The following is a 24,940-nucleotide window of genomic DNA, read 5'->3' on the forward strand; positions in this document are numbered from 1 at the left end:
TTCGCATCACTAATGTTCCTTTTGTGTTACAGTAATACGCATAACGGCCCCCGGACCCGGCTCGTCATAGCCACCAGTTACCAACAAAATCTGCTTATGCCTGCTCCATTCTATAAAGCAAAGATTACTGGTTAGCGGCAGTTGCGTATCGATATGGAAGTCTAAACGCCCGGTTGCATCCATTACCTGAATAGCCTGCATCCCATAATGGGCTACCCATACGCGGCCATCGGGGGCTACGGCTATACCATCGGGGAGGTTACGGGTTACTTCGCCAGACCGATGCTGCGGCAACTGAACAAAAACCGCTGACGTATTTCGGGCCACGCCCGGTTCGCTCAATTCGACGGCCAGAATCCGATTTTGATAGCTTTCGGCTATGTACAGCACACGCTCATCGGGCGAAAGCCCCAAGCCATTGGCGTAGTCGACTCCCCTGACTACCAGCCTTTCCACCCCATCTATTCCTCTGAAAAATACGTTCCCGTCACCCCGGATCGAATCGGTAAAATAGAGGTTTTGCTGGCTATCCAGAATCAGGTCGTTGGGCATATGAACCGTTGTCCGGGCGATCTGGCCCTTCACCAGATAATCGATAAAATTGCCCATAGGATCGAATCGGGCAATACCCGCCTGTTGACTATCGCAGATCAAATGGAATCCCTCCGCCGACACCACCTGACCGTTCGGACATACAGTATTGCCCCATGGCTCAACCGTTCCATTCTCGCCAACCGTACCGATCATTCCACCCGATAAAGTCGTAAAAAAACATCGACCATCCCGGTTTACGACCGGACCTTCAGTATAAAAAGGAAGGTCAGCTAATTTCTGAACGGTTACCTGCATCGTCGGAATGGTTAACGTCTTCGAAAGGATACATGGGTTTTCGGCGGTGATGGTACGCGAAAAGCGTCATATCGGCCTGCGTCACACCGGGCGTGTCGACCTGCACGATGGTCGGGCAAACCGATGCGTAAGCGGCTATGGGTGCGTTGACGCCTTTAGCAATAATGCCATTGAAGGAGGCAGGGGCTAACCCAAAGGTGGTCAGCTGGCCTAAGCTGTATGGCGGAGTCCGGCGACTTGTGAGCATGAGGGTATTGCCGATCAGGGTTTCAACAATGGCCGTCTTGCCCATGTTGTAATTCACAAACCCACCGTGTTTAGGTTTATCTTCCTTAAACAGGCCATCGCTTAGTTGGCGCAGAATCACCTCGGTCGACCAATTTCCCTGCGCCGTGTTGAGCGTGATCGGGAAACGGTCGCCCGGTGAGTAGCTAAACGCTACGTTTACAGCATTGGGATCGGCCAGGCAGGTGAATACGTTCGTAAAGGACTTATTCTCCAGATATTCGATCAGTATCGTACTGTTGCCGGGTCCGCCACCGCCTACGTTATCACCCATATCCAGCAGCAATACGGGCTTTGCCAGACCAGGTAAGGTCTCATATACCTGCTTGATACTCGTTTTTTCGCCATTGAACGATGCCCGTCGATCCAGTACATAGTCGCTTAACCGATGGGCTACCTCTTGCAGATCGTCAGTTGCCTTGTCAAGATTTTGTGCGTCAGCCACCAATATAAAGCCAGATCCCATCTCGGCTACATCAGCATACGGAAATCCGAGCAATAAGCTGGCCGACACAAAGCCTTTTTCACCTGCCCATTGATTCATACTGGCGATCAGACTTCTGCAAGGCTCCTGCGATGTATACTGCTGCTCAATGCTGATCGCCAGCGGCAGTTGCACCAGCTTTTGCAGCGGATTGATTTCTCCCCGCAATATCCTGACCATCAACTGGGCCGCCTTGAGTCCGGCTATTCGCTGATCGATATGTGGATTGCTTGCATACGCCACTAATGCGTCGGTTGCTTCGGCCATAGCCGGGCTTACATTCGCATGGGGGTCCAGCGTTCCTGTTATGGGTATATGCGGCCCTACTTTTCGCCGAAGTTCCGTCAGCCAATGGCCGTCCATGTCGGGGTATCCCTCGGCAACGCCAGCGCCGTGCGGTACTACCACACAACCATCAATCGGACCACACTGATCAAGGTGGCGCCATAGTTCAGTCAGTATGGCCTCATAGGCCCGTTTATCGATCATGCCGCCTGGTGTGGCCATTGTATAAAACACGGGAACCAGTTCCATATCGTCGGCTGCTGTGATCACCTCAATTACGCCACTGATCTCGTGATGCGCTCCGGCGTATTCAGCCTGTATCTGATCGCCAACCAGCCAGAAATTGTCCTGAAAATCATCCAGCGTCGTGGGCATATCGATAAACGTATTCGTTTCATGATAAATACCCATCAGGGCTATGCGCTTTTTCATAGGGCAATCACAGCATCGACTTCAAATTTCAGTACATCGCCCAGGCAGCCAATGAGTGTGGTACGGGCCGGAAATGGTTCACGGAAGTATTCTCGGTAGATGGTGTTGAACTCCGCCAGGTCTTCCTGTCTGCCCACATAATTACGGACCTGAACGGCATCATCCAACGTGGCTCCGGCTGCTTCGACAATCCGTTTCAGGTTGTCGAATGAACGACGGCATTCGCCCGAAAACGTATCGGTCACAATGGCGCCTGTATCATCAACGGATGCTTGGCCAGAAACGAACAGGTAGTTGCCCGAAATGACACCGGGCGAAAAAGGCAAGTGACTTTGGGGAACCTTACTACCGGTAACCACCGTCTTTTCTGTGCTCATAATACACCAAATTTTAGATACGCTTCGGTCGCTTTCATCCCGTTTTTAATGGCATCACGCGTTACGTTCTCGGCCGATACTTTGTTCAGAGCTGCCTGAATCACTTCCTGCTCAATCGCCTTCGGAACGACCACAATACCATCTTCATCGGCCATGACAATATCACCGGGCGAAAAGCGGACGCCGTCGATCTCGACTGTTACATCCATATCGATTACCCGCTGCCGATTCTGACTATCGTAAGGATTTTTGGACGTGGCAAAAACAGGAAACTGCATTTCCCGCATTTTGTCGATGTCGCGCACCCCACCATGAACAATTACCCCGACACAACCGCTGTTGCGAGCCGCCGTCGATAGTAATTCGCCCCAGATACCGGAGCGGTTCGACCCACCCGCAGCCGCAATCAATACATCGCCAGGCTGGCAGCTATCCACGGCCTTCAGTTCAAGCTCATAAGGATTAGGGTCTACGTCGTACATATCGGCCCAAAGGGTGGTTTTGCACCGACCTATCAGTTTAGAAATACCCGTGTAAGCCGTAAACGGGATACGCGTGGCCTGGTGGGTATAGCCCATCTGATCCAGTACATCACTCAGAACAGCCACATACAACTGATCGCTTAACTCATTTAGACTCATCATACGAATCACTTAGTTGATTTTTCCTTTCCATGTCTACCGACGGTTTGACCTTATATAATAAAGCGGCCGATATAAGCAGAGCAACAGAGCCTATCCGAAACAGGGTACTCAGATCCAGGTGGGCATCCCGAATGGCCCCACCAGCATAGATACCCATACCGCCAATGCTGACCGACACCATATTGATAATGCCGTATCCCGTGGCCCGGTAGCGCTGGTCGACGATGAGGCATAGAATGGGCATCATGTTGGCATCGAGAAACGTACGGGTAAATGCGTAGGTCGTAAACCCGATAATCGCCAGCGGAAGTACCTGCGTACTACTAGCTAAAAACACAGCCGGAGCGGCTACGACAAGGCCGATGATCGGTACTAGTAATCGGCCTTTCGGATGACTACGGCTCCAGCGGTCGGCCAGGAAACCGCCCAGAATCACGCCCACCAGCGACGCCGGATAAAAGTAGCCCGTAGCATAAACCCCGGCCATACGTTGGGTTAGCCGGAAATGCTCCTGAAAATAGGTGGGTAACCAGCCCGCAATCATCCAGGTAACCACGCCCGCAATTCCCCAGAACCCAATGGCCAGCCAATAGGATCGGTTGCTGAACAGAATCCGAACAGCCTCGCGCATGCCGATATTTTTTTCCGGCAGGCGATCATCCTGAACAACATCGGGTTTGCGATCCCGCAACGTAACCAACAGAATAAACGCGTAAATGACCCCCACGATGCCGAACACGAAAAAGACGTAGTTCCAGGTTCGGTCTTCGGCCAGCCAGCCGCCAATAAAGCCAAGGCTTTGCCCAATCATAATGCCACCCATGTGGATACCCGTCGCCAGCGAACGACTGTTTCCCCGATGATAGTCGGCAATCAGGGCCAGGGCCGCCGGAATATAACAGGCTTCACTAATACCCATTAGTGCCCGCGTTAGCAAAAGACCTTCGAAGGTAGTCACGTAGGATGTCATCAGGGTGACCAGTGACCAGACGAATAGACTGATAATGATGACCTTGCTGCGGCTAAACCGATCGGCCAGAAACCCTGAGAGCGGACTTAACAGGCCGTATATCCAGAGAAATAAAGAGGTCAGTAACCCAAACTGGGCCTCGCTCATCGGTATCGACTCGACAATGGATAGCCGCATGGTCGTAATCATCATCCTATCCAGGTAATTCAGGCAGCCGACAACACACAACAGGGCTACGACTACCCAGGGATAGATTGATGACGGAAAGAGTCGTTGTTCGTTCATAGCCAGAAAATCACTTACGATATAAACTGCTCGATACGACCGAGCCCTTCGGCTATACTGATCGCCGATACGTCTGGTAATCCAAAATTTCGTTCCACGGCATTCATGTCTTTAAAGCCGCTACCTGTTATCGGACAAACCACCACATCCGACGGACTGAGTTCCCCCAGTCTAAGCGCCTGAACAACCCCCGTCAATGCTACGGCTCCAGCCGGTTCACCAAAAATACCTTCCCGACGGGCCAGCTCCTGATGCCAGTTGAACACCTCGGTATCCGTCACCACATAGCCCCTCCCCCCCAACTGTCGGCAGGTATTCACCACCTCGTTACCATCGATCACATTGGCTACCTGCAATCCACTGATTCGGGTGGTGGAGTAGTCGACCGGAATGGCTTTCTCCTGCCCCCACCGTAGGGCCGAGGCAATGGTATCGTTGCCTTCGGGCTGCACACAATGTACTTTGGTGGCTGCCTTCGCCGATACGACACCCCGACCCATCGCCAGGGTAAGCCCACCACCACCAGCGGGCGAAAATATATGGTTGGGTGCCTGGGGCAACTGTTCCATGATTTCGTACACCATGGTCTGTACCCCCTGCATGGCAGAGGGGCAGTAGTGAAAGGCACTAATCGGCAACGGAAGCTGGTGCATCTGACAGAGTTCAGTCAGTTTGGCAAATACATGCCCCGTGACCTGGGCACTTTTCCCGAAGTCGCTCACCATCAGAATTTCGGCTCCGTAGAGCTGCATCTGGCGAATTTTCGGCAGGGGAGCGCCATCGACCACCACCAAAACGCACTGAATGCCAGCCGCTGCACAGTATGCCGACAAGGCTGCACCGGTGTTTCCGCTGGAGGTAGCCAGGCAAACAGTCTGCCCAGCCGCTCGCATCTGGCTCACCAGTACCGACGCAAACCGATCTTTGTACGAGCCTGTGGGATTCAGGTTTTCCAGCTTGAAATAGAGATGGTCAAGACCAATAGCCTTACCAATGTAGCGTGACTTGACCAATGGCGTTCCGCCTTCGCCCAGATACAGGCGGCTGGCATCAGGTACCGGCGGTAAGTGCTCCGCGTATGTCCAGATTGTTTTCAAAATTCGTTGGGCAATTGCCGTTTTTTTAGCGAGTATCGGTTGAAGTTGGGACTGAATCCACCATCGACCAGCAGCGTCGTGCCGGTTATGTACGAGGCCGAATCAGAGGCCAGCCAGCAGATGGCGTCGGCTATTTCTGCTGGGGTAGCTCCCCGGCCCAGCGGTACAAAATCGACCAGTTCATCGATCAGTTGCTGGCTGATATTCTCGCCATCTTCGCTTCGGTAATCCCGGCTTAAGGGGGTTTCGACATAACCGGGTGCTACGCCCACCACCCGAATGCCACTTCGTCCGTAGGTCGCTGCCGTTTCCCGAATCACGCTCTCCAATCCGCCTTTGGCAGCAATATAGCCCGTCCCCATCCCCGACGGTCGTTGGGCCATCATGCTGGTGACGTTGATGATTACCCCCGGATTACCGTTCGTCTCCATGACTTCAGCGACCCATTTGGTCAGAAAAGCCGGGGCCGTCAGGCATACCTTCAAGGTTCGTTCCCAATCGGCCAGTGACAGCGTTCGCAGGCTTTCCAGCGTTCGCCAGGCAGCGTTATTCACCAGCACATCGATACGCCCCCACTGCGCTACGGTTTTCGAAACAATAGCTTGTAGATACGTACTATCGGCCAGATCACCGACCAGCGGCAGGCACTCGACTGCATACTGATTAGTTAGCTCGCTGGCCAGTTGGGTGAGGGCATTTTCATTCAGATCACTTAGGGCCAGACCATACCCTTCGGCGGCAAACGCATGTGCTGTAGCCTGGCCAATGCCACCAGCCGCCCCCGTGATTATGACTACGTTTGACTTACGCATAGAGTACGATTTTACCGGGTTTCGAAATAGGCAAAATTCCGCCCAGTGCGTCGCCCTGCTTTACGTTTACCAATTCCCGGCGCAAAAACGCCATCCCATCTTTATCGCAAAAAACCTCGACCTCGGCGCCGTTGATAACATCAATGACTCTCCCCCAACGATCTCCCTGCTTAACGTACTGGCCTAGAATAACCTCACCAACAAAGATTCCATCAATGGGCGAAGGCATCATGGCCTGCAAATACCCGCTATTATCGCGGTAATCTTCTACCCAGCACACTTCCAACTCCGGTTGGGGGACATATGTAGCGGCTACCAGACCGATCAAACCCAGTACGTTGATACAAGCCTGCTGATAAGCCTCAATTACCGGTGTTCGAATACCCGTTCCTCCGCCATATTCAAGGTAAATGGCGGGAATACCCGCGTCGCGAGCTACCGACAAGGTTCGCCCTTGTGGAGTAGGCTCGGTTCCCCACACAATGGGCAGGCCACAGGCCCAAGCCATGTTACGCTGCCTATTGAGAATCACTTCGTCAGGATGTAGCATATATCCGGCCAGGGGCGAAATGTCGAACATAACCCCGCCCGTGTGTAGATCGATCAGATAGTCAGCCGTTTCGATCAGCCTGCTCAGATCAGAGGCTACTCGTTCCGTTATGCTCCCAATAGGGTTTCCTGGACAGGTCCGTGCCAGATCCAGTTGATCATCACCACAGCGAGCACTTCGACGAAAAGCAGTCTGGTTGGCGACACTGACCAGTGTAACCGTGCCCTTTTGCAATTCATGAGACAAGCGATGCCAGAGCTTTTCAACCACCAGCATGGGTTCGTACTCATCGCCATGCACGCCCGCAATGAACAATACATGCGGCCCCGGCTCTAACCCGCTGATTACACGCGTCGTAAATAGCTCCATCTACTTATTACATTACGTGATTGAGCGAATTGGTGACTGCGTGAAAACGGAGCCATGCTTGCGTTCGATCACTTGTGCACACATGGTTCACTTATACAGCGATTTCTGGCTCATTTTGCGGATCTGAAGCACTGAGAGATGCGTTTTGGCAGACTGGCTTCCGGCGCAATAGCCCAGCAGTACATCCTTAGCCGTGAAATGAATAGCCGTGTAGCAATACCAGCCGTCAGGATCGGTTTCAATATCCCGGATGTGTTTCCAGGATTTCCCCTCATCAGATGAAACCGCGATGGTCAATGGGGTACGGGCCCCTTTGTGCCAGGATTTGTCGGTGGTTTTGTTGTTATTCCAGACCATCAGCAGATCACCCGTCGATGGGATGCGAGCAATAGATGCGGGCGACAACGGCGAATAAATAGTCGTATTCTGAACAGCACTCCAGGTTTTACCCTGGTCAGCCGAAAAGCTCATGGCCTGAAAACCCTGATCGGCCCGAATAAACATCATGATCCGGCCATCCTTCAGCTCAATCAAACCGGGTTCCTGCGTCACAATCGATGCGGGGTTCGGCACCGGTTCGCTGGTAGTCCAGGTTTTACCTTCATCGTCTGAAATGTAACTAAACAACGTAGCCTTGTTTTCCCAGGCTGTTTCGGGCGTCCGATGCAACGCCACGGCCATCATCAATCGACCGTTTTTCAACTGAATCACCCGGTTGTTGTTCAGTACGAAATAGCCTTTTTTATCCGTGATACAAGCTACGGGCTGGCTCCAGGTCTGGCCCTCATCCGACGAGGTCCGCATCATCGGAATGCAGTCCATTGTTGAATTCTTCTTCAGGTAAAACAGGCCAATCTTACCACTGCGTAAGCGTAGCAGCGACACCGACATAACATTCATATCACCCTCGCGGTCCACAATGAGTCGATCCTGGGCCGACCAGGTTTTACCCCCATCGCGGGAATAACGACCAGCCAGATAGGCCGGGGCATGATCGTCGGTCGATTTGCCAGTATAATGCGAATAGATGAAGAGAAGTCGGCCATCGTTGAGGGTAACAAAATCACCCTCGCTGTTGCGCGGATTGTTATCGCCGGGGTCCAGCCGAAGTACGCGTTCGGACGTATCATCTGTTTTAACTCCCTGAGCCATAGCAGACGATACCAACAGAAAGCTAAGCGGGAAGAGCAAACCCCATATTGCCGGCATAAATAATTTTCCGATGTGTTTCATCATGTTGTGTAAATCAATAAAAATCGGCTTCGTTGAACGCAATGCGCAGATCGCCCTGCATGGTTGTGACCCATAATCGACCCGGACTTACTTCAAAAATGTAGGGGTAGGCAATCCAGGCTTTGCCCGTGTCGCGGTTCTGAATTGTATACGACTTGGCAATCACCTTGGGCTTACTCCAGGTTTTGCCGTCATCGTCCGAAAACGCAATCGACAGTTCTTCGCGGTGGTTGCTGGCGGCTACTTCCGAAAACTGCCGGTCGCCACCCCGAAACGGATAGGTAGTTTTGCCTTCGGGGAAACGTCGATTCCAGAGCAGGACAAGTTTGCCATTAGCCAACCGCTTGAGCTGCCCCGGTGCCGAACTGGCATCAATAGAGGTTGGGCGAATGGTGGTCCAGGTAATACCTTCATTATCGGAAAAAGCCTCCCAGAAGGTCCCCCAGTTGGTGCGCATCAGTTGCCAGATACGCCCATCCTTCAACTGCTCGATGGTCGATTCGGTCACTCCGCTATGATCGCCAATACCGCCCAGATCAATAATATTGGATCGCTCCCAGGTCTGACCCTCGTCGCGGGTCGTGTAGGTCAGTACGGTATGGTGTCCCGGATTGTGGCGCATCATCATGGACGTAAAAATCACATTCCCGTCGCGGGTTTCGATCATGCTTCGGATAGCACCCGTGTGCTCAGTATGCAACCGTTTTGGCTCCTGCCAGGTACGCCCACCGTCCAGGCTGCGCATAGCATAGGTCGGCAGAATGGCCCCGGGCGTATCGGAAATCGTACGATCCCATTTCCAGCCACTCCGTTCGGCCAGATTCAGAAACGCGAAGATGAGTATACCACTTCGGGTTTTAAGCAGAGCCCGTTCGCCTGAGATGTTGAATTTGTCGGGTTTGGCGAATAGCGGATACGATTGCCAGGTTTTACCTTCATCCTTACTAATCATGCAGTTCTGCCCGTCGATAGCAACCACATGCCCATCGGCATTTCGGGTAAACGGCCCCATCAGAAGCCCTTTCATCTCATCGACGTTTTTGGGAATCCAGGCACCTGTGGCTGTTATCTTACCATTCTGTTCATTGAACACTACGGGCTCCTGCGCCAGGCAGCCGCTAATGGTCAGCCAGAAACAGATATAGAATTGCGCTACTTTAGTCATCTTCATGAAAATAATTCGTCGAAAATTATTCACTGGTGATACCACTCACTACCGCCATTTTATCCAGAATGAGCTGTACGTCTTCCGCTTTCCAGGGTTGATTCCCCAAACCTAATGGGGGATTAGGCAGCCCCACATCGATGCCATGTTTCATGAGCATGGCCTGCTGGAAAAACGTCCAGGCATTCGGCAGAACGGTATGAATAATTTCCTGCAAGGTCAGCATAAACCGCTTGCCCAATTCAACATTCCCAGCCTTAAACGCCTGATATACATAGGCACACTCTTCGCCCCAAAGGTTATAAAAGCTACCGATAGCACCAACAGTCCCGCACAGGGCCGACTGACAAAGTAGCTCATCGGCCCCACTGAACAAAATCAGGTCGTCGCCCGCCAGAATGTGCATCAGACTGATTTCGTATAGATTCTGGGTGGTCAGTTTCATTCCCTGGATATTGGGCAAAGCCAGAAGCTGCTCCAGATACGTCCGGGTATCACCCCCGAAAATACTCTGGTTCCCAACGTGGTATGGAAAGAACGGAATCTCGACCGACGAACTAATGGCTCTGTAGTGAGCTAATGCCTGCGCCGTTCCCCCCTGATAATAGATCGGCGCTACCGAAGAGATACCATAGACACCAGCCTTGGCAGCCGCCTGGGCCAGCCGAATCGATTCGCGGGTATTAATGGCACCCACCTGCGTCATCACCGGCATCTGGTTACCGACCAGTTCCATTACCTTTTGGGTAACTTCGAGTCGCTGCTTCTCGGTGAACAGGACCCCCTGTCCGGTCGATCCCAGTACATAAATCCCGCCTAATTGCTGGTCGATAAATAACTGGACAATTTTTTCCAATTCCGCAAAATTAGGCGCGCCATCAGGATGCACGGGTGTAAGCAAGGCAGGCCACACCCCTCCTAGTACTGATTTGTTAAACATGTACGTGTATTTAAACTTGTCGAAATAGGCTACTATGTTGATGGTCAAGGGTATTTTTCGACAGGATTGACAGGATTTCTTAAGAAAAGTATTAGCAAAAAAAATCTTGTAAATCTTGTAAATCCTGTTAATCCTGTCAAAAAAAGAGATTAGTACCCAGGGTTTTGCCTGATCTTATTTTCAAGACTGAGCGTGTTAGCTGAAATCGGAAAGAGCAATAAATAATCTTTTCCGGTACGGTCTTTTAAGGAAGCTACTTTGTCGAATGCTTTATTGAAGCGGACCAGATCCCACCAGCGTTTGCCTTCCAGCCCCAGTTCAAGCAACCGTTCCTGCAAAATCACCTCATCGTTTTGCGCCTGCGAACCGTTGGTAAACGGATGAGCGCTGACTTTACTCCCATAAGCCCGGGTTCGTACCTGCATGATTTCGGTAGATGGGTCCTGACCAAGCGCATTCTTGACTTCGGCAATCATCAACAGAATATCGGCATACCGATACACGACATAGTCGTCCAGAAAATAGCGGGTTCCTAACTCGACCATCCCGTTGAATTTGACGGCAAACGCCCCGTAGAATTTCGAAACGCCACTAGTAGCCGTATAAATCTCCCGGAAGGTTCCGTTTTTACGCTGATCGTCGTCGGTAAATTGCGAACGGAATGTGGCAGTGGGTGCCCAGAAATTCTGACCAGCGGCTACACCCAGAGCATCTGCTACATCACTATTAATGTCTTTTGGTACGTAGGCCGGTGAAAAATACATGTTCGCATAATCGTTGTCGGTAACCTCATTCCGTTTGAAGTTAATGGCGAAGATGATTTCCTTATTGCCCTTGGTGGTGTAGTCGAACACATCGTTGTAATTACTCAGCAGGGACACATCCGACGACTTCACCTGGTTGAGTGCTTCCAGCGCTGTAGTGAAATCGGCCGTTCCACCAGCCAGTTTTTTTGCCGTCCACAGATACACATCTCCTTTCAGCGCATTCAGGGCAGGTTTACTCCATACATTTCGCCCAGTCGGGAAGGTGTTATTGGGGAACAAGGCCAGGCTTTTATCGATATCACTTTTGATCAGGGAAAACACATTCGCCACCGACGACCGCTCCCGTTGAACCGAAGCGGGATCGAAATTCTCAGTAGGCTCGGTCACCAGGGGGAGTTCACCCCAGGTTCTGACCATACAGAAGTAGACGTAGGCACGCATGGCATAGGCCTGCGCCAGTGTGTTGTTTTTGGTAGCTTCCGACGTAAATGAAATGGTTGGTACGTACTTGATAATGAGGTTAGCGTGGTGTATAACGGTGTACATACCCTGCCAATCGGGCCCGGAATTGGTCGCGTCAAGTTGGTTCAGGTAGAAAAGATCCCGGCCATCCAGCCCCTGTACACCCGCGCCAACCGTTTCACTGCGGGCTTCGCCCCACAAAAACAGGTTCCTACTCGCCTGCGTCCGAAGATTAGCATACATGCCATAAACACCCCCAGTCGCATCATCCTGCGTTTTCCAGAAAGATGCGTTACTGATGACACTGGTTGGTTCCAGTTCCAGATTATTGGTACAGGAGGTTATGATAGCTCCCAGCAGCGTTATATAGAGAAGTCGTAATTGATTTTTCATGAGTGTGCCGTTCGTTTAAAGCGTGACATTCAAACCCAACATAAAGGTCCGGGGCAGTGGGTAGCGCCCTCGGTCGGTACCACCTTCCTCTGGATTCAGCCCTTTGTAGCCCGTGATATAGCCTAGATTCTGCGCGGTCAGGTTCAGGCGAACCCCCTGAAGTTTAGCTACACTGGCCAGTTTTTTAGGGAGACTGTACGATAGGGAGACTTCCCGAAAACAGAGGAAATCACCGGATTCGTAGTAGCGCGAATTGCTTCCGTTGGCCCCCGTAGCATTGCGAAACAGGTTGTTTTGCGCGTTCTGATCAGCCCAGTAATATTTCGGAACCTCCGTCTGATCGCCCGGCTTCTTCCATGACTGAAGGGCTTCCTTCGAGATGTTAATATCTCCCTGAAACTGCCCGATCATCTGGGCGCGGGGATAGTTGAAAATAGTATGTCCCGTTGTGTAATCGGCCCGAGCGTAGAAACTAAGACCCTTGTAGGTCAACGTATTCGAAAAGCCACCCGTCCAGGTGGGGTATGGATTGCCTACATACACCCGGTCGCGGGCATCGATGGAGCCGTTGCCATCGGCATCCAGCCAGATCACATCCCCGCCGTATTTGGTGCGGTTGCTCCGGGTAATCAGATAGTCGATGGGCGCTTTGGCTGCTTGCTCGTCGGTGGCATAAATCCCGAGTTGTTTATACGAGAACATATCCCCAACCCGACCGCCTTCCTGCAAACCACCTTTGTAGACGTACGATTTGGTGGCATCGTCCCAGATTTCAATACCACCGATCCGATTATTGGCGTTGCCATTTTCGGGAAGTTTGAGTATTTTCTGCTGCGTTTTGGTCGCATTCACTGAAACAACCCATTGCAGTGCTGAGTTAGACGGTAATACGCTGGCCCTCAGTTCGAGTTCGATCCCTTTGTTTTCGAGACTACCCAGGTTGGTACGCACACTGGAAAAGCCGGTCGATAAGGGTAAGCTCAGGTCGGTCAGCAGATTATCGGTTACCCGACGGTATACATCGATAAGCATACTGATCCGGTTGTTCCAAAGGCCAACATCGGCTCCCAGATCCACGGTTTTCGAGCGTTCCCATTGCAGGTTCGCATTTGGCAGAATGGTGTTGGTGATAGCCGAATTGCCATTATACAACGATCCGACGCTATACTGGCCCTGTGCCTGAAAGTCGTTCAGGCCCGCAATATTGCCATTGACACCGTAGCTGGCCCGTAGTTTCAGCCGTAACTTATCCTCCGAAATACTTTTCCAGAAATTTTCCCGATGCAGGTTCCAGCCTACAGAAACCCCCGGAAAGAATCCCCACTGATGCGATGCTCCCAGATTGGAGGCTCCATCGTACCGGGCATTCAGCGACACCAGGTACTTGTCCATATAGTCGTAGTTGATCCGGGAGAAATACCCCACCAGCACCTGACGACTTTCGTAACCCGATACCGACACTGGCGTTGCCGAAGCATTCAGCGTTGGTATCAGATCGGACGATGCCCCCTGACCAGCCGCGCTCAACCCCGTCGTATCCCTCTGGTAATAAGAAAAGCCCAGTTTGACCTCCACATTATGAACGCCCTGAATCAATTTGGCATAGCTGAACACCCCATCGGCCTGGTACTGCGTCCGCTTGCCATACAGGCCCGTAGCCGCACGGGAGGTTATATACGACGTAGGCCCATTGTAATAAGCCTGCTGAAACGAACGGCCATCGCCACTGGTTTCATAAAGCGAAAGTTGTGGATCGAACGAAAGACCGGGCAGAATTTGCCAGTGTCCACCAACGGCCATCGACAGGTTGGTAGTCAAATTTTTACCTTTCAGCTTGTTTAGATAATACTCTGGGTTCCCGAGCGACATGGCCAGACCGGGAGCCAACGAACCATCCTCAAAAACGTATTTGGTCGTCATCGGAACATCGAGTGAACGTTCGAAAATACTGTTATTAGAAAACACCTGGTTATTCCCCGACCGGGAGTACATCATCCGACCAAACAGTTTTAGTCGATCATTGACCAGCAATTCGCCGTTCATGTCGAAGTTCAGGCGCTGGTAGTTGGTGGTGATGACAATCCCCTGCGCATCCATATACCCCAATCCGGCACTAAACGTAGCCTTTTCACTCCCGCCCGAAAGCGACAGATGGTGATTCTGGGAGATAGCCGTTCGAAACAAAACATCCTGAAAGTTCGTCCCTTTGAAGATGATCGTTTTGGACGGATCGGCCGGATCAGGCATACTTTCCCAGCCTTCGTTCAGCTTATATTTGTTCTGATCGGTCAGGTATTGAGTCGTAAAGGCGGTCGAGTTCGTTAAATCGTTACCCGTTCCGTAGCCCGACTTTCCTGTCAACTGGGTCAGGTACGTAGCGTTTCCCGAAACCTGTGCCGTCGCCAGAACGCCCAGCCGCTGGTAAGTCAGTAAATCTCGGGCCGAAGCCAGTTCATAGCCCTTCGCCAACTCAGACGATGACAGATTGTACTGATAATTGACCCGCAACTTGCCCGTTTTACCCGACTTGGTCGTTACGATCACAACCCCATTGGACGCCCGCGCTCCATAAATAGCAGTCGAAGCAGCATCTTTCAGCACCTGCATGGATTCGATTTCTTCGGAACTGATGTCGTTCAGGTTAGGGCGAATCACACCATCGATAATATAAAGTGGAGCCGCCCCATTCGGGTTATTGATTGATGTGCCGCCACGCAGAATCACACGGGGAGCCGCGCCGGGTTGTCCCGAAACACTCTGTACCCGCACGCCCGCAATAGTCCCCTGTAGCGACGAAGCTGCATTTTGATACGGTATGTTTTCGAGTACCTTATTATCGAGTCTCGAAATAGCCGTTGTCACCTTATCCCGAGCCTGCGTGCCATAGCCTACTACCAGCACTTCGCTCAGGTTCGTAGATTCGGGCTCCAGCGTAATGTCCAGCGTTGTCTGTGCAGCAAGCGTTACTTCGCGGGCCTTATACCCTACAAAGCTGAACACCAGCGTTTGGCCAGAAGCGGCCGCTATTGAGAAGTTCCCTTCGGCATTGGTAGTTGCCCCGGTTTGAGTCCCTTTTACCAACACACTGACGAACGGCATGGGAGCCTCATCTTCCTTAGAACGTACCGTTCCTTTCACTAATTGCTGAGCCATCGACGGTATACACGAACAGATTCCGACGACAACCAAAAGAACTAGCGGCAATGTTGACTTTAGCTTCTTTTTCATCAAGATAAACGTTTTGGCATACATTGTTTATTCGTTAACTCGGTCAATAGAGGAAATTTTCTTCTTAAATTTATTTGTAGGACAAATGTAATGATCCTAATTAATTATCAATGTAATTGTATAAAAAAATAAATTTTTAATCTGACTTTCTTCCCAATGCGCTATCTTGCATAACCTTTATCGGGAAACTGTATGTCTGTCACCAAATTAGATACCCTGGAGCCGCTGGAAAGCTTGTCGATGACTGATCGAGTCGAAAACAGTCTTAGAGGCTATTTCACCGAGAATGGCTTTAAGCCAGGTGACGCGCTGCCCAATGAGCAGGAGATTGCTCAAAAACTCAACGTTAGCCGGAATGTAGTCCGGGAAGCCCTCAGCCGGTTGCGGATGCTGGGGATGGTCGAAGCCCGGCCACGACGGGGAATGGTCATGGCCCAGCCCGATCTGCTGGTTGGTATTGAGAAAGTATTGAATCCAGCGCTACTCAGCCAGGACAACCTCAAAGATATTTTTGAGATGCGGCTTATTCTGGAGATGGGAATTCCGGAGTTTCTGTTTGCTCGAAAAACGGAGAAGGACCTGAATGAACTGGACGAGATCCTATCCCGGCAGCAAGACGCCACGACGGTAACCAAAGAAGAAGAAATTGCCTTTCACGGCAAACTGTATGAAATGACGGGCAATGATGTGTTCAAACGGTTTCAGACTCTGCTCATGCCCACCTTCGATCATGTTTTTACGGGATATTACGATCAGGAAAAAAAGATTGAAATCGCCAACCCCATTACGCATCACGACCTGGTTGCCATTCTGAAAACCGGCACTCCCGACGAGTTCCGCAAGGCAATGTACACTCACCTGGCCGTTTACTTTGCTTCAATTATTTAAAGCAGGTTACTGGCCGGTCAGTTTTCTATACATGTAGCAAGGTTGAAAAATTAAACTACTGAGCATAGCATACCTATATTTAATCCCTATTCGCTACTACCTATGGGGTCGCCGTTGTGAAGACCTCCTGACCATGAGTTTGGTTTTTAGAACATTGCCTACCGAAGGCATCTGGCCACCGGGGTTCTTAATCATATTGATTAACAGATTTGCTGCCGTTTGCCCCATCTCAAAGGTAGGTTCGGCTACGGAGCTTAAAGGAGGATTTAACAGGGAGGCAATCGGTAAATCGGCAAATCCAATCAGGGCGATCTCCTGCGGCATGGACAGACCTAATTCGTTAATGGCAGCATGACTTCCTAACGCAATGGCATCGCTGGCGGCAAAAATACCATCGGGCCGATGGGGCCTACTTAGCAGTTCCCGGGTAACGGCTAACGATTCTTCGGGGCTAAACGGTAAGGGAATAATCCACTCATCTACAATCGGGCGGTGGTGACGTTGCAGGGCAGCCCGGTACCCATCAATCCGCCGTCGACTCGTGAGCAGGTGTTCAGGCCCTGACAGGAGCGCAATCTGCTGACAGCCCTGGTCAATCAAATGCTCCGTGGCCATATACGCCCCTTCAAAATCATCGACAGACACGCTAGGTGTATCGATGTCTTCACAAACCCGGTCAAAAAAAACGATAGGAAAACCACGGTCACGCATCGCCTGGAAATGCGCAACGTCTTTGGTTCCCGTTGCAATTGATACCAGTAAACCATCTTTCCGTTGCTGGAGGATATGCTTTACATTCAGAACCTCCCGCTCGTAACTGTCATGGCTTTGGTAAATAACCACCTGGTATCCCTGCGCGAAGGCAATATCTTCAATACCCGCAATGACGACGGCAAAAAAAGGGTTGGCTATTTCGGGAACGATCACTCCGATTTCCCGGCTATGACTGCTCAGTAAATGCAGGGCCGCTGGATTTGGATTGTATTCCAGCCGTTTCGCCAGTTCGATTACCCGTTGCTTGGTGGGTTCGCTGATCTCCCAACTATCCCTCAAGGCTCTGGAAACAGTGGAAATGGACAGGTTCAACTCTTTAGCAATGTCTTTAATCGTCACTTGTTTCATTACGAGCACTTATAAAAATAATCCTATTTCATTAACAAACGACCCAAAGTCATTACACGAAGCGGTCACTGCTTAAATCTGATTTTGCTTCCTGGCAAGCCCTGAACAGGCACCCGAAAACAAGGTTTACGCAAAGGTTCCCGAGAACCTTTGCGTAGAAAAATACATCTATTTTCGGCTTTTTTTTTGGTTTTCTATCAAACTGGACTCTACCTTTTGAAAGATTTCTTTACATACTTCTGCATTGGTCGGCCGATTGGTTCGCTATTTTTTACAATAACTGAAATGTGAGCCTATGATCCCTGCCGAACAAACAAGACGAAGAAGTACGACAAAATGACTTAACCTAGTCGATACCGGATTCTTTGCCCGGCCGTTTTAACTCGCTTAGGAAACGATACACCGTCTAACTTGACACGAATGATTCAGACTACCCAGTCGAAGGGCCGAATTGGAAATTACCGCTGGTTTATCTGTGCCATGCTGTTTGCCGCTACCACCATCAATTACCTGGACCGGCAAATTCTGGGCTTGTTAAAACCTACCCTGGAGAAAATTTTCAGTTGGACGGAATCCGATTACAGCTATATCGTAATGGCTTTTACGGCAACCTATGCACTGGGGCAATTGCTCTATGGACGCGTAATCGACCAGATCGGAACCCGGCTGGGCTATATTATTTCGGTGAGCATCTGGAGCATCGCAGCCGTTATGCACGCGTTCATTCGTACGACCGTCGGGTTTGGCCTGGTCCGGGCTTTGCTGGGTATAGGTGAATCGGGCAATTATCCGGGAGGGGTAAAAACGGTGGCGGAGTGGTTCCCCAAAAAAGAACGGGCGCTGGCAGTCGGCATTTTTGATTCGGGCTCCAACATTGGTGCCTGCGTGGGCCCTATTCTGGTGCCTTTCATACTGGCGCTGTACGGCTGGCAGATGGCGTTTATTATTACCGGCTCGCTGGGCTTTATCTGGCTGCTTGTCTGGCTTTTCGTTTATGAAGTCCCTGCGCGGCAAAGCAAGCTGAGTCGCGCCGAGTACGACTACATCCATAGCGACAACGACGTTGAAACGCCTTCGGCAGGAGGTTTATCGTGGGGGAAGCTGCTGCGTCTTCGGCAAACCTGGACGTTTATTGTCGGCAAGTTTTTTACCGACCCCATCTGGTATTTTTTTCTGTTCTGGCTCCCCGCCTATTTCAACGCGTCGTTCCACCTCGACCTGAAAAAGCCCAGCCTGCCCCTGGTTATCGTGTATACGGGTACCATGATTGGTAGCATCGGTGGAGGGTATCTGTCATCGTGGCTGATTCAGAAAGGGTGGCCCGTTTATAAAGCCCGTAAAATGGCGCTGCTCGTATCAGCCATTGCTGTCGTCCCTATTCTGATCACACGTTATACAAACGATATGTGGCTGGTCGTATCACTGATCAGCTTGTCTGTAGCGGCCAACCAGGCCTGGAGTGCCAACATTTTCACCATCGTGTCCGACATGTTCCCCAAAAGGGCGGTGAGTTCGGTGGTTGGATTGGGCGGTATGGCCGGGGCTGTCGGTGGGGTATTGTTCGAAAGCCTCATCGGATACATTCTGGATGTTTTCAAAGCATCGGGCAACATCGTCCTGGGCTACAACATCATCTTCCTGGTGTGCGGCAGTTCATTCCTGATCGCCTGGCTCATCATCCACTGGCTTACCCCAAAAATGGAGCCGGTAAACCTCTGAACTATTCCTAACCTCTAACCCGACTCAACCGTGAATTTCATCCGAAAAACTGAATTATACGCTCTGGATTAATCGCTTTGGGCGCGCCAACTGAGCACTGGCGGAATCTGTGATCAACAGGTTAATCGTGGATTTGCAGGGAAATTTTACCGCTAATCGATAGCGGGCTGCTAAACACGTCCCTAAAGAGCCAGACTCAGCTACAGTTGGTACACAGTTGCCTATAGGTCATTTACCAAATCATTGTACGAAGCCGGCGAATCATCGCTTTTTCTAACCCGGCCAACTTATGAACGCTTTACTCCTTAGTACCCTCATCGCCCTATCTACAGTAGCCAGTGCTACGGATTTCAACGTGTTGACGTTTGGAGCCAAAGGGGATGGCAAAACCGACAACACCACCGCCATTCAAAAAACCGTTGATGCCTGCGCGGCATCGGGAGGGGGCCTGGTGATTTTTCCCGCCGGTAATTTTCTATCCGGCACCATCCAGCTCAAAAGCCATGTTGTACTTCACCTGTCGGCAGGCTGTCAGCTTACAGGCACGACCGTACTGGCCAAATACCCTTATCAACAGCATGGATTCAGGTTTTACGGGGCCGAATGGGCCAGGCAGAGCTTAATTTATGCCCATAAGGTCGACGATGTAGGCATTGAAGGGTATGGCACCATCGACGGACAAGGGGCCAGCTTTGTCACGACGACCTTGAAGAAACCCGACCGCTACCGAAATCGACCTTACCTGCTCTGGTTCATCGAGTGCAAAAAAGTCAGGGTCAGCGGGATCACCCTGCGCAATTCGGCTTTCTGGATGCAGCATTATCTGGGCTGCGAGGATGTGAGCATCAACGGCATCAGCATCTGGAACCACTCCAACAAAAATAACGACATGATTGACATTGATGGCTCACGAAACGTGACCATCCAGAATGTCAAAGGCGACTCGGACGACGATGGGCTGACCCTGAAAAGTACCTCTCCCCTGATCACAGAAAACGTTACGGTGATGAATTGCGTACTGAGCAGCCACTGCAACGCCCTGAAGCTGGGGACCGAATCGACAGGGGGCTTTCGGAATGTGGCCATTACCAACTGCGTCATCAGACCATCAGCTCAGAAAACCACCATCTACGGCAAACCGGCAGGCATCAGCGGCATTGCCCTCGAAATGGTAGACGGGGGTGTCATGGAAAATATATCCATCAGTAATATCGTGGTGGAGGGTCCCGAAGTACCGATTTTCATTCGCCTGGGCAACCGGGCCCGCAAGTATGACGAACAGGCGTCTATACCGGGTACCGGACGCGTCCGCAATATCCGCCTGTCGGGGATAACGGCTACGGGAAGCGGCCAGACGGGCTGCTCCATCACAGGGATCGAAACGGCGAAACTCCACGAGATCAGCCTGAGCGACATTTCCATCGACGTTGCAGGCGGGGGCGCTGCCAGCGACATGATGAAATCGGTTCCCAGGCTGGACGATCAGTACCCCGAAGGGACTATGTTCGGCATGCTGCCAGCTTATGGTTTTTACCTGGCCCACATCGAAAACATTCAGCTCAGCAACGTACGCTTCACCTGCCTTACACCGGACAACCGGCCCGCTCTGGCACTGGACGATGTTCGTGATTTCGCACTGGATCGGTTAACCATGCCCACTACCGCAACAGCCGCAGCAGCCGTGTATGTGACAGGCGATAGCCGGGGAGCGATCCGTCATAGTAAAGCTACCGGCGCTGCCAAAAGCTTTGTCGCAAAATCAGGAGCCAGCACGCAGGTAAAACTGATCGAAAACGACCACCCACAGATACGCATCACCGAAACGAGTGTTCAATGAAACGAATCAAGGCCATTTTGCTGGGTGTGCTGATCGGTTCTGGACAGAATCCAGCCGCGGCTACGACTGTTCCGGTATTACCCTATCCACAGCAGGTTACGGTGGGCGACCCGCTCCCGCCAATCGGTACGGCTATTGCCTTTACAGGCTCCGGTCTCGAATCGGGTGTGACCAAACGACTTGCAGCAAACTGGCAACTGGCAGGCCTAAATCAAGCAGCACAAGCCCTTCAGCAGACCGTTACCTTGATTGTATCCGGCAAATCGGCCAAAGCCAATGCGCTGGTCGACGCCTACACGGCTGGCTGGTCCGGCAAAGTGGGGGCCGAAGGCTACGTCCTTGTCCTGAATGCCCGACACAAATTCATTGCCGCCAACACCGAAACCGGCCTTTTCTACGGTCTTCAATCGCTGAAACAACTCGTCCGTTCAGGCTGGAATCAGGAGATAACGATTACAGACTGGCCCTCGTTTGCCAATCGGGGGATTTATGACGACATCAGCCGGGGGCCAACACCTAAAGTCAGCACAATCAAAAAGCAGATCGAACGGCTGGCCGAATTAAAGATCAACTCCCTCTCGTTTTACATTGAGCATGTGGTGCAGCCCCGCTCCTACCCCGACTTTGCCCCTGCCGATGGCAAGCTGACGATGGACGACATTCGGGAGCTTTCGGCCTATGCGGCCCAGTTTCATATGCAACTGGTAGGCAGCTTTCAGTCGTTCGGCCATTTCGCGAATATACTGTCGCAGCCCAGGTATCAGCCGATGGGAGAAACGTCCACGATGATTTCGCCACTCGATCCGAAAGCCAGGGCGTTTCTGGCGAGTGTCATCACGGAATTATGCGGTGCATTCAACGCCCCCTATTTCAACGTTAACTGCGACGAAACATTTGATCTGGGCAAAGGCAAATCCAAAGCGTACGTCGATCGTGTGGGCGTGGCGAAGTATTACGCTGACCACATCAAATTTCTGTACGACGTAGTTAAAAAGCAGCACAAACAACTCATGATGTGGGGCGACATTGCCCTGCAGCACGAAGAGATTCTGGACCTGCTGCCGAAAGACATTATCTACCTCACCTGGGAGTATGGCGATCAAAAATCCTACGACACCTGGATACAGCCCTTCGTGAAACGGGGGCTCCCCTTCGTCGTCTGCCCAGGCATTGTCAACTCTAATCGGCTCTTCCCCGATATGGTCATGGCCCGAGGCAACATCAACGGTTTTCTTAAAGCGGGTAAGCAGGCAGGTACAGCGGGCGTTTTGACAACCATCTGGGATGAAGGGCCTATGTGCTTCTTCCACAGCGACTGGTACGGCGTATATACAGCCGCCGAAAAAAGCTGGAACATCAGCCAGGCCGAGACAGGCTCTTTCAATGAGCGGTTCGAGCGTACGGCTTACAACACAGATAATGGGAACTACGTAAAAGCGCTGTTCACCCTGATGGAGCTTCGCGGCATTCCGCTGACATATAACCTGGCCGAGCAGATCTGGCTACAAAAGCTCCTGCCCGACAGCGGAAAGAAGCTCATTATCAACAATCAGGATGTGCCGAAAATTCAGGCTATCGTCAATACGGGCCTAACCTACATCAGGACCGCTGAGCCGCAATTGAATCGTACGGACGCACAGTTTCTAGAATTTACCCTGCAACAGTATCAGTTGCTGATGGACTCTCGGCTGCTGCTCGCTCAGGCTGCCGATACATACCGAACTGCCCAGAGCCAGCACCATACCGCAGCTTTACAGGCCACAATACAGGCCATTGAGAGCTTGCAGGCCCGCTATCAGTCCCTGAAAGAAACGTACCGCAGCTTGTGGGAAGCCGAAAATCAACCCTATTACCTGGCCATCAACCTGAACGGGTTCGACGGCAAGATTACCCAGTTGCAACAGCTTACAACCCGGCTGCAAACCCTCATTTCGTCATCGCCCCCTCTACCCGCCATTGCCGCCGTCGGGCTGGATATCAAAGCCAGCAATGCCTTCTACTTCCAGAACTGGCTCCTGACAGGGCCGTTTAAAACGCCGACGCCACCCCGTTTTCTATATTCCGAAGACCCTGCCTACAACGTACCACCCAAGCCCGGCGATATGGCCCAGTTTCAGGGCAAGAGCTATCGCTGGCAGAAATACATCTCCCAGGAAGGCGGTATTGTCGACCTGAGTGACTACTACAAAACCGCTTCCGGAGCCGTGGCCTACGCCTACTGTTCGATCACGACCGATAGTGCTCAGGCTGTTACAGCACAGGTAAGCGCCCAGGCAGCAGAGCTGTTTGTCAACGGAGTTCAGGTAAAACCCGGCAACGCCGTCGATCAGGACGAAACACCCTTTGCGCTCAACCTGACCAAAGGCGTCAATCATGTACTACTCAAATTACCGGCGTCGGCTTCCTGGAATTTTGCCTTTCGGCTGGACACCCGGAAACCCATCACCAATCATAAACACAAGTATTCCCTAAATGCCAAAACGTCCGTTCATGAAGCCGACTAACCGATTGTTAATCATAGCCACCTGGATGGTCCTGGGATCGCTGCCAGGTGCCCATGCACAGGTAAAAAAAGAGGTTGCTGTAAAAGCCATCAACGATATGGCAACCTACATATCGACTACCATGCTCGACGAACAGGGTAAATCGCGCTGCGATTACAACCTGACCGAAGGCAAGTGGTACCCTTATGAAGTGCCCTGGCATACCGGTCAGGCGGTGTATGCCATGCTGGCAGCTTATAAGCAAACCAGAAATCCGAAATGGCTGGCGACGGCCCGAAAAGCAGGCGATTACTGGATTAGTCTGCAAATCAACGATCATCCCAAACTCAAAGGTATGCTGGGGGCCGTGCATGGTGACGCTATCGGCGATTCGACCATCGTGTTTGCTACGATTTCTGACGGTACACCGGGCCTTTACGAGCTGACCCGCGTGACAGGCGACAAAAAGTATGCGCAGGTAGCTACCACAGCGGCTGAATGGATGCTGAAGAACATGTACTACGCCGAAAAAGGCGTTTGCTACGATGCCGTCGATCTGGGTACGGGTGTGGTCGAGAAAGAACATAGCGAGTTCTGGAAGGGCAAAAAAGAGCAATCGCTCTACGACGTTTCCCGGCCCAACACAGAAGGCTGGCTCTTTCTGGACGCTTACGAATTCAATAAAAACAAAGCCCTGCTGGACGCCCACCTCAACCTGTCGAACAAGGTGGTCGAGCTGGAAGAGAAGGGGTTGTGGATGCAGTTTACGCCGAACTCCATCGAAGAAAAATCCTTTCACCCCCGCTTCAATCTATGGTATGCCGAATCGCTGATCCATACCTGGAAAAAAACCGGCGACAAGAAATACCTGGAAGCGGCTGCAGCTACGGGTCGCACCTACGCTAAAGCCCAGCAAAAAGACGGCACCATCTTTTACGTGAACTACATCGATGGCCGGGCTCCCGACCGGAGTTCGGTGACAGGCTCGGCCGTAGCCATGGCGGGCATCGTCTGGATCGAACTGGCGAAGGCAGGCTATACGGAATTTCTACCCTATATCGAGAAATCGGCGACCTGGGTTGTTCAGAATCGGTTTGGTATGGATCATCCTGACAAAAACCTGCGCGGTGCCATTCTGGAAACCCGGATGCGTAGCCGTAAGGACAAGATCTGGCTCGTCAATCGGGATATAGGCACCAGCTTTTCCATCCGCTTCCTGGTCGACTATCTGAATTTCAAGGGGCTCAACTAGCCAACTTTCCCT

19 protein-coding genes are annotated in these 24,940 nt (G+C 51.6%); 5 read left to right on the forward strand and 14 right to left on the reverse strand.

What is annotated here, in order from left to right:
• Positions 1–9: 9 nt before the first annotated feature.
• From BGO59_RS27285 to BGO59_RS27345, 13 genes are all read right to left on the reverse strand, one after another.
• A complete protein-coding gene (locus BGO59_RS27285) occupies positions 10–849 on the reverse strand; it encodes an SMP-30/gluconolactonase/LRE family protein (RefSeq protein ID WP_293689018.1) in 840 nt (279 codons plus the stop codon).
• Positions 821–2,335 carry a M81 family metallopeptidase gene (locus BGO59_RS27290; protein WP_293689020.1) on the reverse strand — a complete coding sequence of 505 codons (1,515 nt, stop codon included), beginning with the start codon at positions 2,333–2,335 and terminating at the stop codon, positions 821–823. Before BGO59_RS27290 ends, BGO59_RS27285 begins: the two co-directional genes overlap by 29 nt.
• A complete protein-coding gene (locus BGO59_RS27295; RefSeq protein ID WP_293689022.1) occupies positions 2,332–2,712 on the reverse strand; it encodes a RidA family protein in 381 nt (126 codons plus the stop codon). Before BGO59_RS27295 ends, BGO59_RS27290 begins: the two co-directional genes overlap by 4 nt.
• Positions 2,709–3,356, reverse strand: a complete 648-nt coding sequence (locus BGO59_RS27300) for an RraA family protein (protein ID WP_293689024.1) — start codon at positions 3,354–3,356, stop codon at positions 2,709–2,711. Before BGO59_RS27300 ends, BGO59_RS27295 begins: the two co-directional genes overlap by 4 nt.
• Positions 3,340–4,611 (reverse strand): MFS transporter, encoded by a 1,272-nt coding sequence (locus BGO59_RS27305; protein WP_293689026.1) that lies wholly within the window; start codon positions 4,609–4,611, stop codon positions 3,340–3,342. Before BGO59_RS27305 ends, BGO59_RS27300 begins: the two co-directional genes overlap by 17 nt.
• Before the next feature lie 14 nt (positions 4,612–4,625).
• Positions 4,626–5,708 (reverse strand): pyridoxal-phosphate dependent enzyme, encoded by a 1,083-nt coding sequence (locus BGO59_RS27310; RefSeq protein ID WP_293689028.1) that lies wholly within the window; start codon positions 5,706–5,708, stop codon positions 4,626–4,628.
• Positions 5,705–6,520: an SDR family NAD(P)-dependent oxidoreductase gene (locus BGO59_RS27315; protein ID WP_293689030.1), complete on the reverse strand. Its 816-nt coding sequence runs from the start codon at positions 6,518–6,520 to the stop codon at positions 5,705–5,707. Before BGO59_RS27315 ends, BGO59_RS27310 begins: the two co-directional genes overlap by 4 nt.
• On the reverse strand, positions 6,513–7,439 hold the full coding sequence (locus BGO59_RS27320) for a succinylglutamate desuccinylase/aspartoacylase family protein (RefSeq protein WP_293689032.1): 927 nt from the start codon (positions 7,437–7,439) through the stop codon (positions 6,513–6,515). Before BGO59_RS27320 ends, BGO59_RS27315 begins: the two co-directional genes overlap by 8 nt.
• Before the next feature lie 87 nt (positions 7,440–7,526).
• Positions 7,527–8,648 (reverse strand): sialidase family protein, encoded by a 1,122-nt coding sequence (locus BGO59_RS27325; RefSeq protein WP_293689034.1) that lies wholly within the window; start codon positions 8,646–8,648, stop codon positions 7,527–7,529.
• 37 nt (positions 8,649–8,685) lie between these two features.
• Complete coding sequence (locus BGO59_RS27330; RefSeq protein ID WP_293689036.1) at positions 8,686–9,843, reverse strand: sialidase family protein; 1,158 nt, start codon at positions 9,841–9,843, stop codon at positions 8,686–8,688.
• Positions 9,844–9,862: 19 nt separating this feature from the next.
• Positions 9,863–10,825, reverse strand: a complete 963-nt coding sequence (locus tag BGO59_RS27335) for a dihydrodipicolinate synthase family protein (protein ID WP_293689038.1) — start codon at positions 10,823–10,825, stop codon at positions 9,863–9,865.
• Between the two features lie 101 nt (positions 10,826–10,926).
• Positions 10,927–12,399 carry a RagB/SusD family nutrient uptake outer membrane protein gene (locus tag BGO59_RS27340; protein WP_293689040.1) on the reverse strand — a complete coding sequence of 491 codons (1,473 nt, stop codon included), beginning with the start codon at positions 12,397–12,399 and terminating at the stop codon, positions 10,927–10,929.
• 15 nt (positions 12,400–12,414) lie between these two features.
• Positions 12,415–15,627, reverse strand: coding sequence for a TonB-dependent receptor (locus BGO59_RS27345; RefSeq protein ID WP_293689042.1), 3,213 nt, complete (start codon positions 15,625–15,627; stop codon positions 12,415–12,417).
• A 192-nt stretch (positions 15,628–15,819) separates the two neighbouring features.
• On the opposite strand from BGO59_RS27345, the gene BGO59_RS27350 reads away from it, so the two are divergent.
• Entirely contained in the window at positions 15,820–16,515 is a 696-nt protein-coding gene (locus BGO59_RS27350; RefSeq protein WP_293689044.1) for a FadR/GntR family transcriptional regulator, read from the forward strand.
• 96 nt (positions 16,516–16,611) lie between these two features.
• On the opposite strand, the gene BGO59_RS27355 is transcribed toward BGO59_RS27350, so the two are convergent.
• Positions 16,612–17,637, reverse strand: a complete 1,026-nt coding sequence (locus tag BGO59_RS27355) for a LacI family DNA-binding transcriptional regulator (RefSeq protein ID WP_293689046.1) — start codon at positions 17,635–17,637, stop codon at positions 16,612–16,614.
• A 420-nt stretch (positions 17,638–18,057) separates the two neighbouring features.
• Here BGO59_RS27355 and BGO59_RS27360 point away from each other — a divergent pair, with 420 nt between their 5' ends.
• The 4 genes from BGO59_RS27360 (at position 18,058) to BGO59_RS27375 (ending at position 24,928) form a co-directional block, all read left to right on the forward strand.
• Positions 18,058–19,356 carry an MFS transporter gene (locus BGO59_RS27360; protein WP_293689048.1) on the forward strand — a complete coding sequence of 433 codons (1,299 nt, stop codon included), beginning with the start codon at positions 18,058–18,060 and terminating at the stop codon, positions 19,354–19,356.
• Between the two features lie 289 nt (positions 19,357–19,645).
• Positions 19,646–21,193, forward strand: coding sequence for a glycosyl hydrolase family 28 protein (locus BGO59_RS27365; protein WP_293689050.1), 1,548 nt, complete (start codon positions 19,646–19,648; stop codon positions 21,191–21,193).
• Complete coding sequence (locus BGO59_RS27370; protein ID WP_293689052.1) at positions 21,190–23,697, forward strand: family 20 glycosylhydrolase; 2,508 nt, start codon at positions 21,190–21,192, stop codon at positions 23,695–23,697. The genes BGO59_RS27365 and BGO59_RS27370 overlap by 4 nt, the downstream gene beginning before the upstream one ends.
• The gene (locus BGO59_RS27375) at positions 23,684–24,928 is read left to right on the forward strand and encodes a hypothetical protein (RefSeq protein ID WP_293689054.1); all 1,245 of its coding nucleotides are present in this window, start codon (positions 23,684–23,686) and stop codon (positions 24,926–24,928) included. Before BGO59_RS27370 ends, BGO59_RS27375 begins: the two co-directional genes overlap by 14 nt.
• Positions 24,929–24,940 lie beyond the last annotated feature (12 nt).

Origin of the sequence: Spirosoma sp. 48-14, assembly GCF_001898575.1 — a bacterium.
Classification (GTDB): Bacteria; Bacteroidota; Bacteroidia; order Cytophagales; family Spirosomataceae; genus Spirosoma.

What these genes read in the sequence shown, in the direction of transcription:
- BGO59_RS27290 (WP_293689020.1), bottom strand. Translation starts at nt 2,335, where the DNA reads ATGAAAAAGCGCATAGCCCTGATGGGTATTTATCATGAAACGAATACG.
- BGO59_RS27370 (WP_293689052.1), top strand. Translation starts at nt 21,190, where the DNA reads ATGAAACGAATCAAGGCCATTTTGCTGGGTGTGCTGATCGGTTCTGGA.
- BGO59_RS27285 (WP_293689018.1), bottom strand. Translation starts at nt 849, where the DNA reads ATGCAGGTAACCGTTCAGAAATTAGCTGACCTTCCTTTTTATACTGAA.
- BGO59_RS27360 (WP_293689048.1), top strand. Translation starts at nt 18,058, where the DNA reads ATGATTCAGACTACCCAGTCGAAGGGCCGAATTGGAAATTACCGCTGG.
- BGO59_RS27300 (WP_293689024.1), bottom strand. Translation starts at nt 3,356, where the DNA reads ATGATGAGTCTAAATGAGTTAAGCGATCAGTTGTATGTGGCTGTTCTG.
- BGO59_RS27375 (WP_293689054.1), top strand. Translation starts at nt 23,684, where the DNA reads ATGAAGCCGACTAACCGATTGTTAATCATAGCCACCTGGATGGTCCTG.
- BGO59_RS27320 (WP_293689032.1), bottom strand. Translation starts at nt 7,439, where the DNA reads ATGGAGCTATTTACGACGCGTGTAATCAGCGGGTTAGAGCCGGGGCCG.
- BGO59_RS27345 (WP_293689042.1), bottom strand. Translation starts at nt 15,627, where the DNA reads ATGAAAAAGAAGCTAAAGTCAACATTGCCGCTAGTTCTTTTGGTTGTC.
- BGO59_RS27365 (WP_293689050.1), top strand. Translation starts at nt 19,646, where the DNA reads ATGAACGCTTTACTCCTTAGTACCCTCATCGCCCTATCTACAGTAGCC.
- BGO59_RS27315 (WP_293689030.1), bottom strand. Translation starts at nt 6,520, where the DNA reads ATGCGTAAGTCAAACGTAGTCATAATCACGGGGGCGGCTGGTGGCATT.
- BGO59_RS27330 (WP_293689036.1), bottom strand. Translation starts at nt 9,843, where the DNA reads ATGAAGATGACTAAAGTAGCGCAATTCTATATCTGTTTCTGGCTGACC.
- BGO59_RS27350 (WP_293689044.1), top strand. Translation starts at nt 15,820, where the DNA reads ATGTCTGTCACCAAATTAGATACCCTGGAGCCGCTGGAAAGCTTGTCG.
- BGO59_RS27355 (WP_293689046.1), bottom strand. Translation starts at nt 17,637, where the DNA reads ATGAAACAAGTGACGATTAAAGACATTGCTAAAGAGTTGAACCTGTCC.
- BGO59_RS27305 (WP_293689026.1), bottom strand. Translation starts at nt 4,611, where the DNA reads ATGAACGAACAACGACTCTTTCCGTCATCAATCTATCCCTGGGTAGTC.
- BGO59_RS27325 (WP_293689034.1), bottom strand. Translation starts at nt 8,648, where the DNA reads ATGCCGGCAATATGGGGTTTGCTCTTCCCGCTTAGCTTTCTGTTGGTA.
- BGO59_RS27295 (WP_293689022.1), bottom strand. Translation starts at nt 2,712, where the DNA reads ATGAGCACAGAAAAGACGGTGGTTACCGGTAGTAAGGTTCCCCAAAGT.
- BGO59_RS27340 (WP_293689040.1), bottom strand. Translation starts at nt 12,399, where the DNA reads ATGAAAAATCAATTACGACTTCTCTATATAACGCTGCTGGGAGCTATC.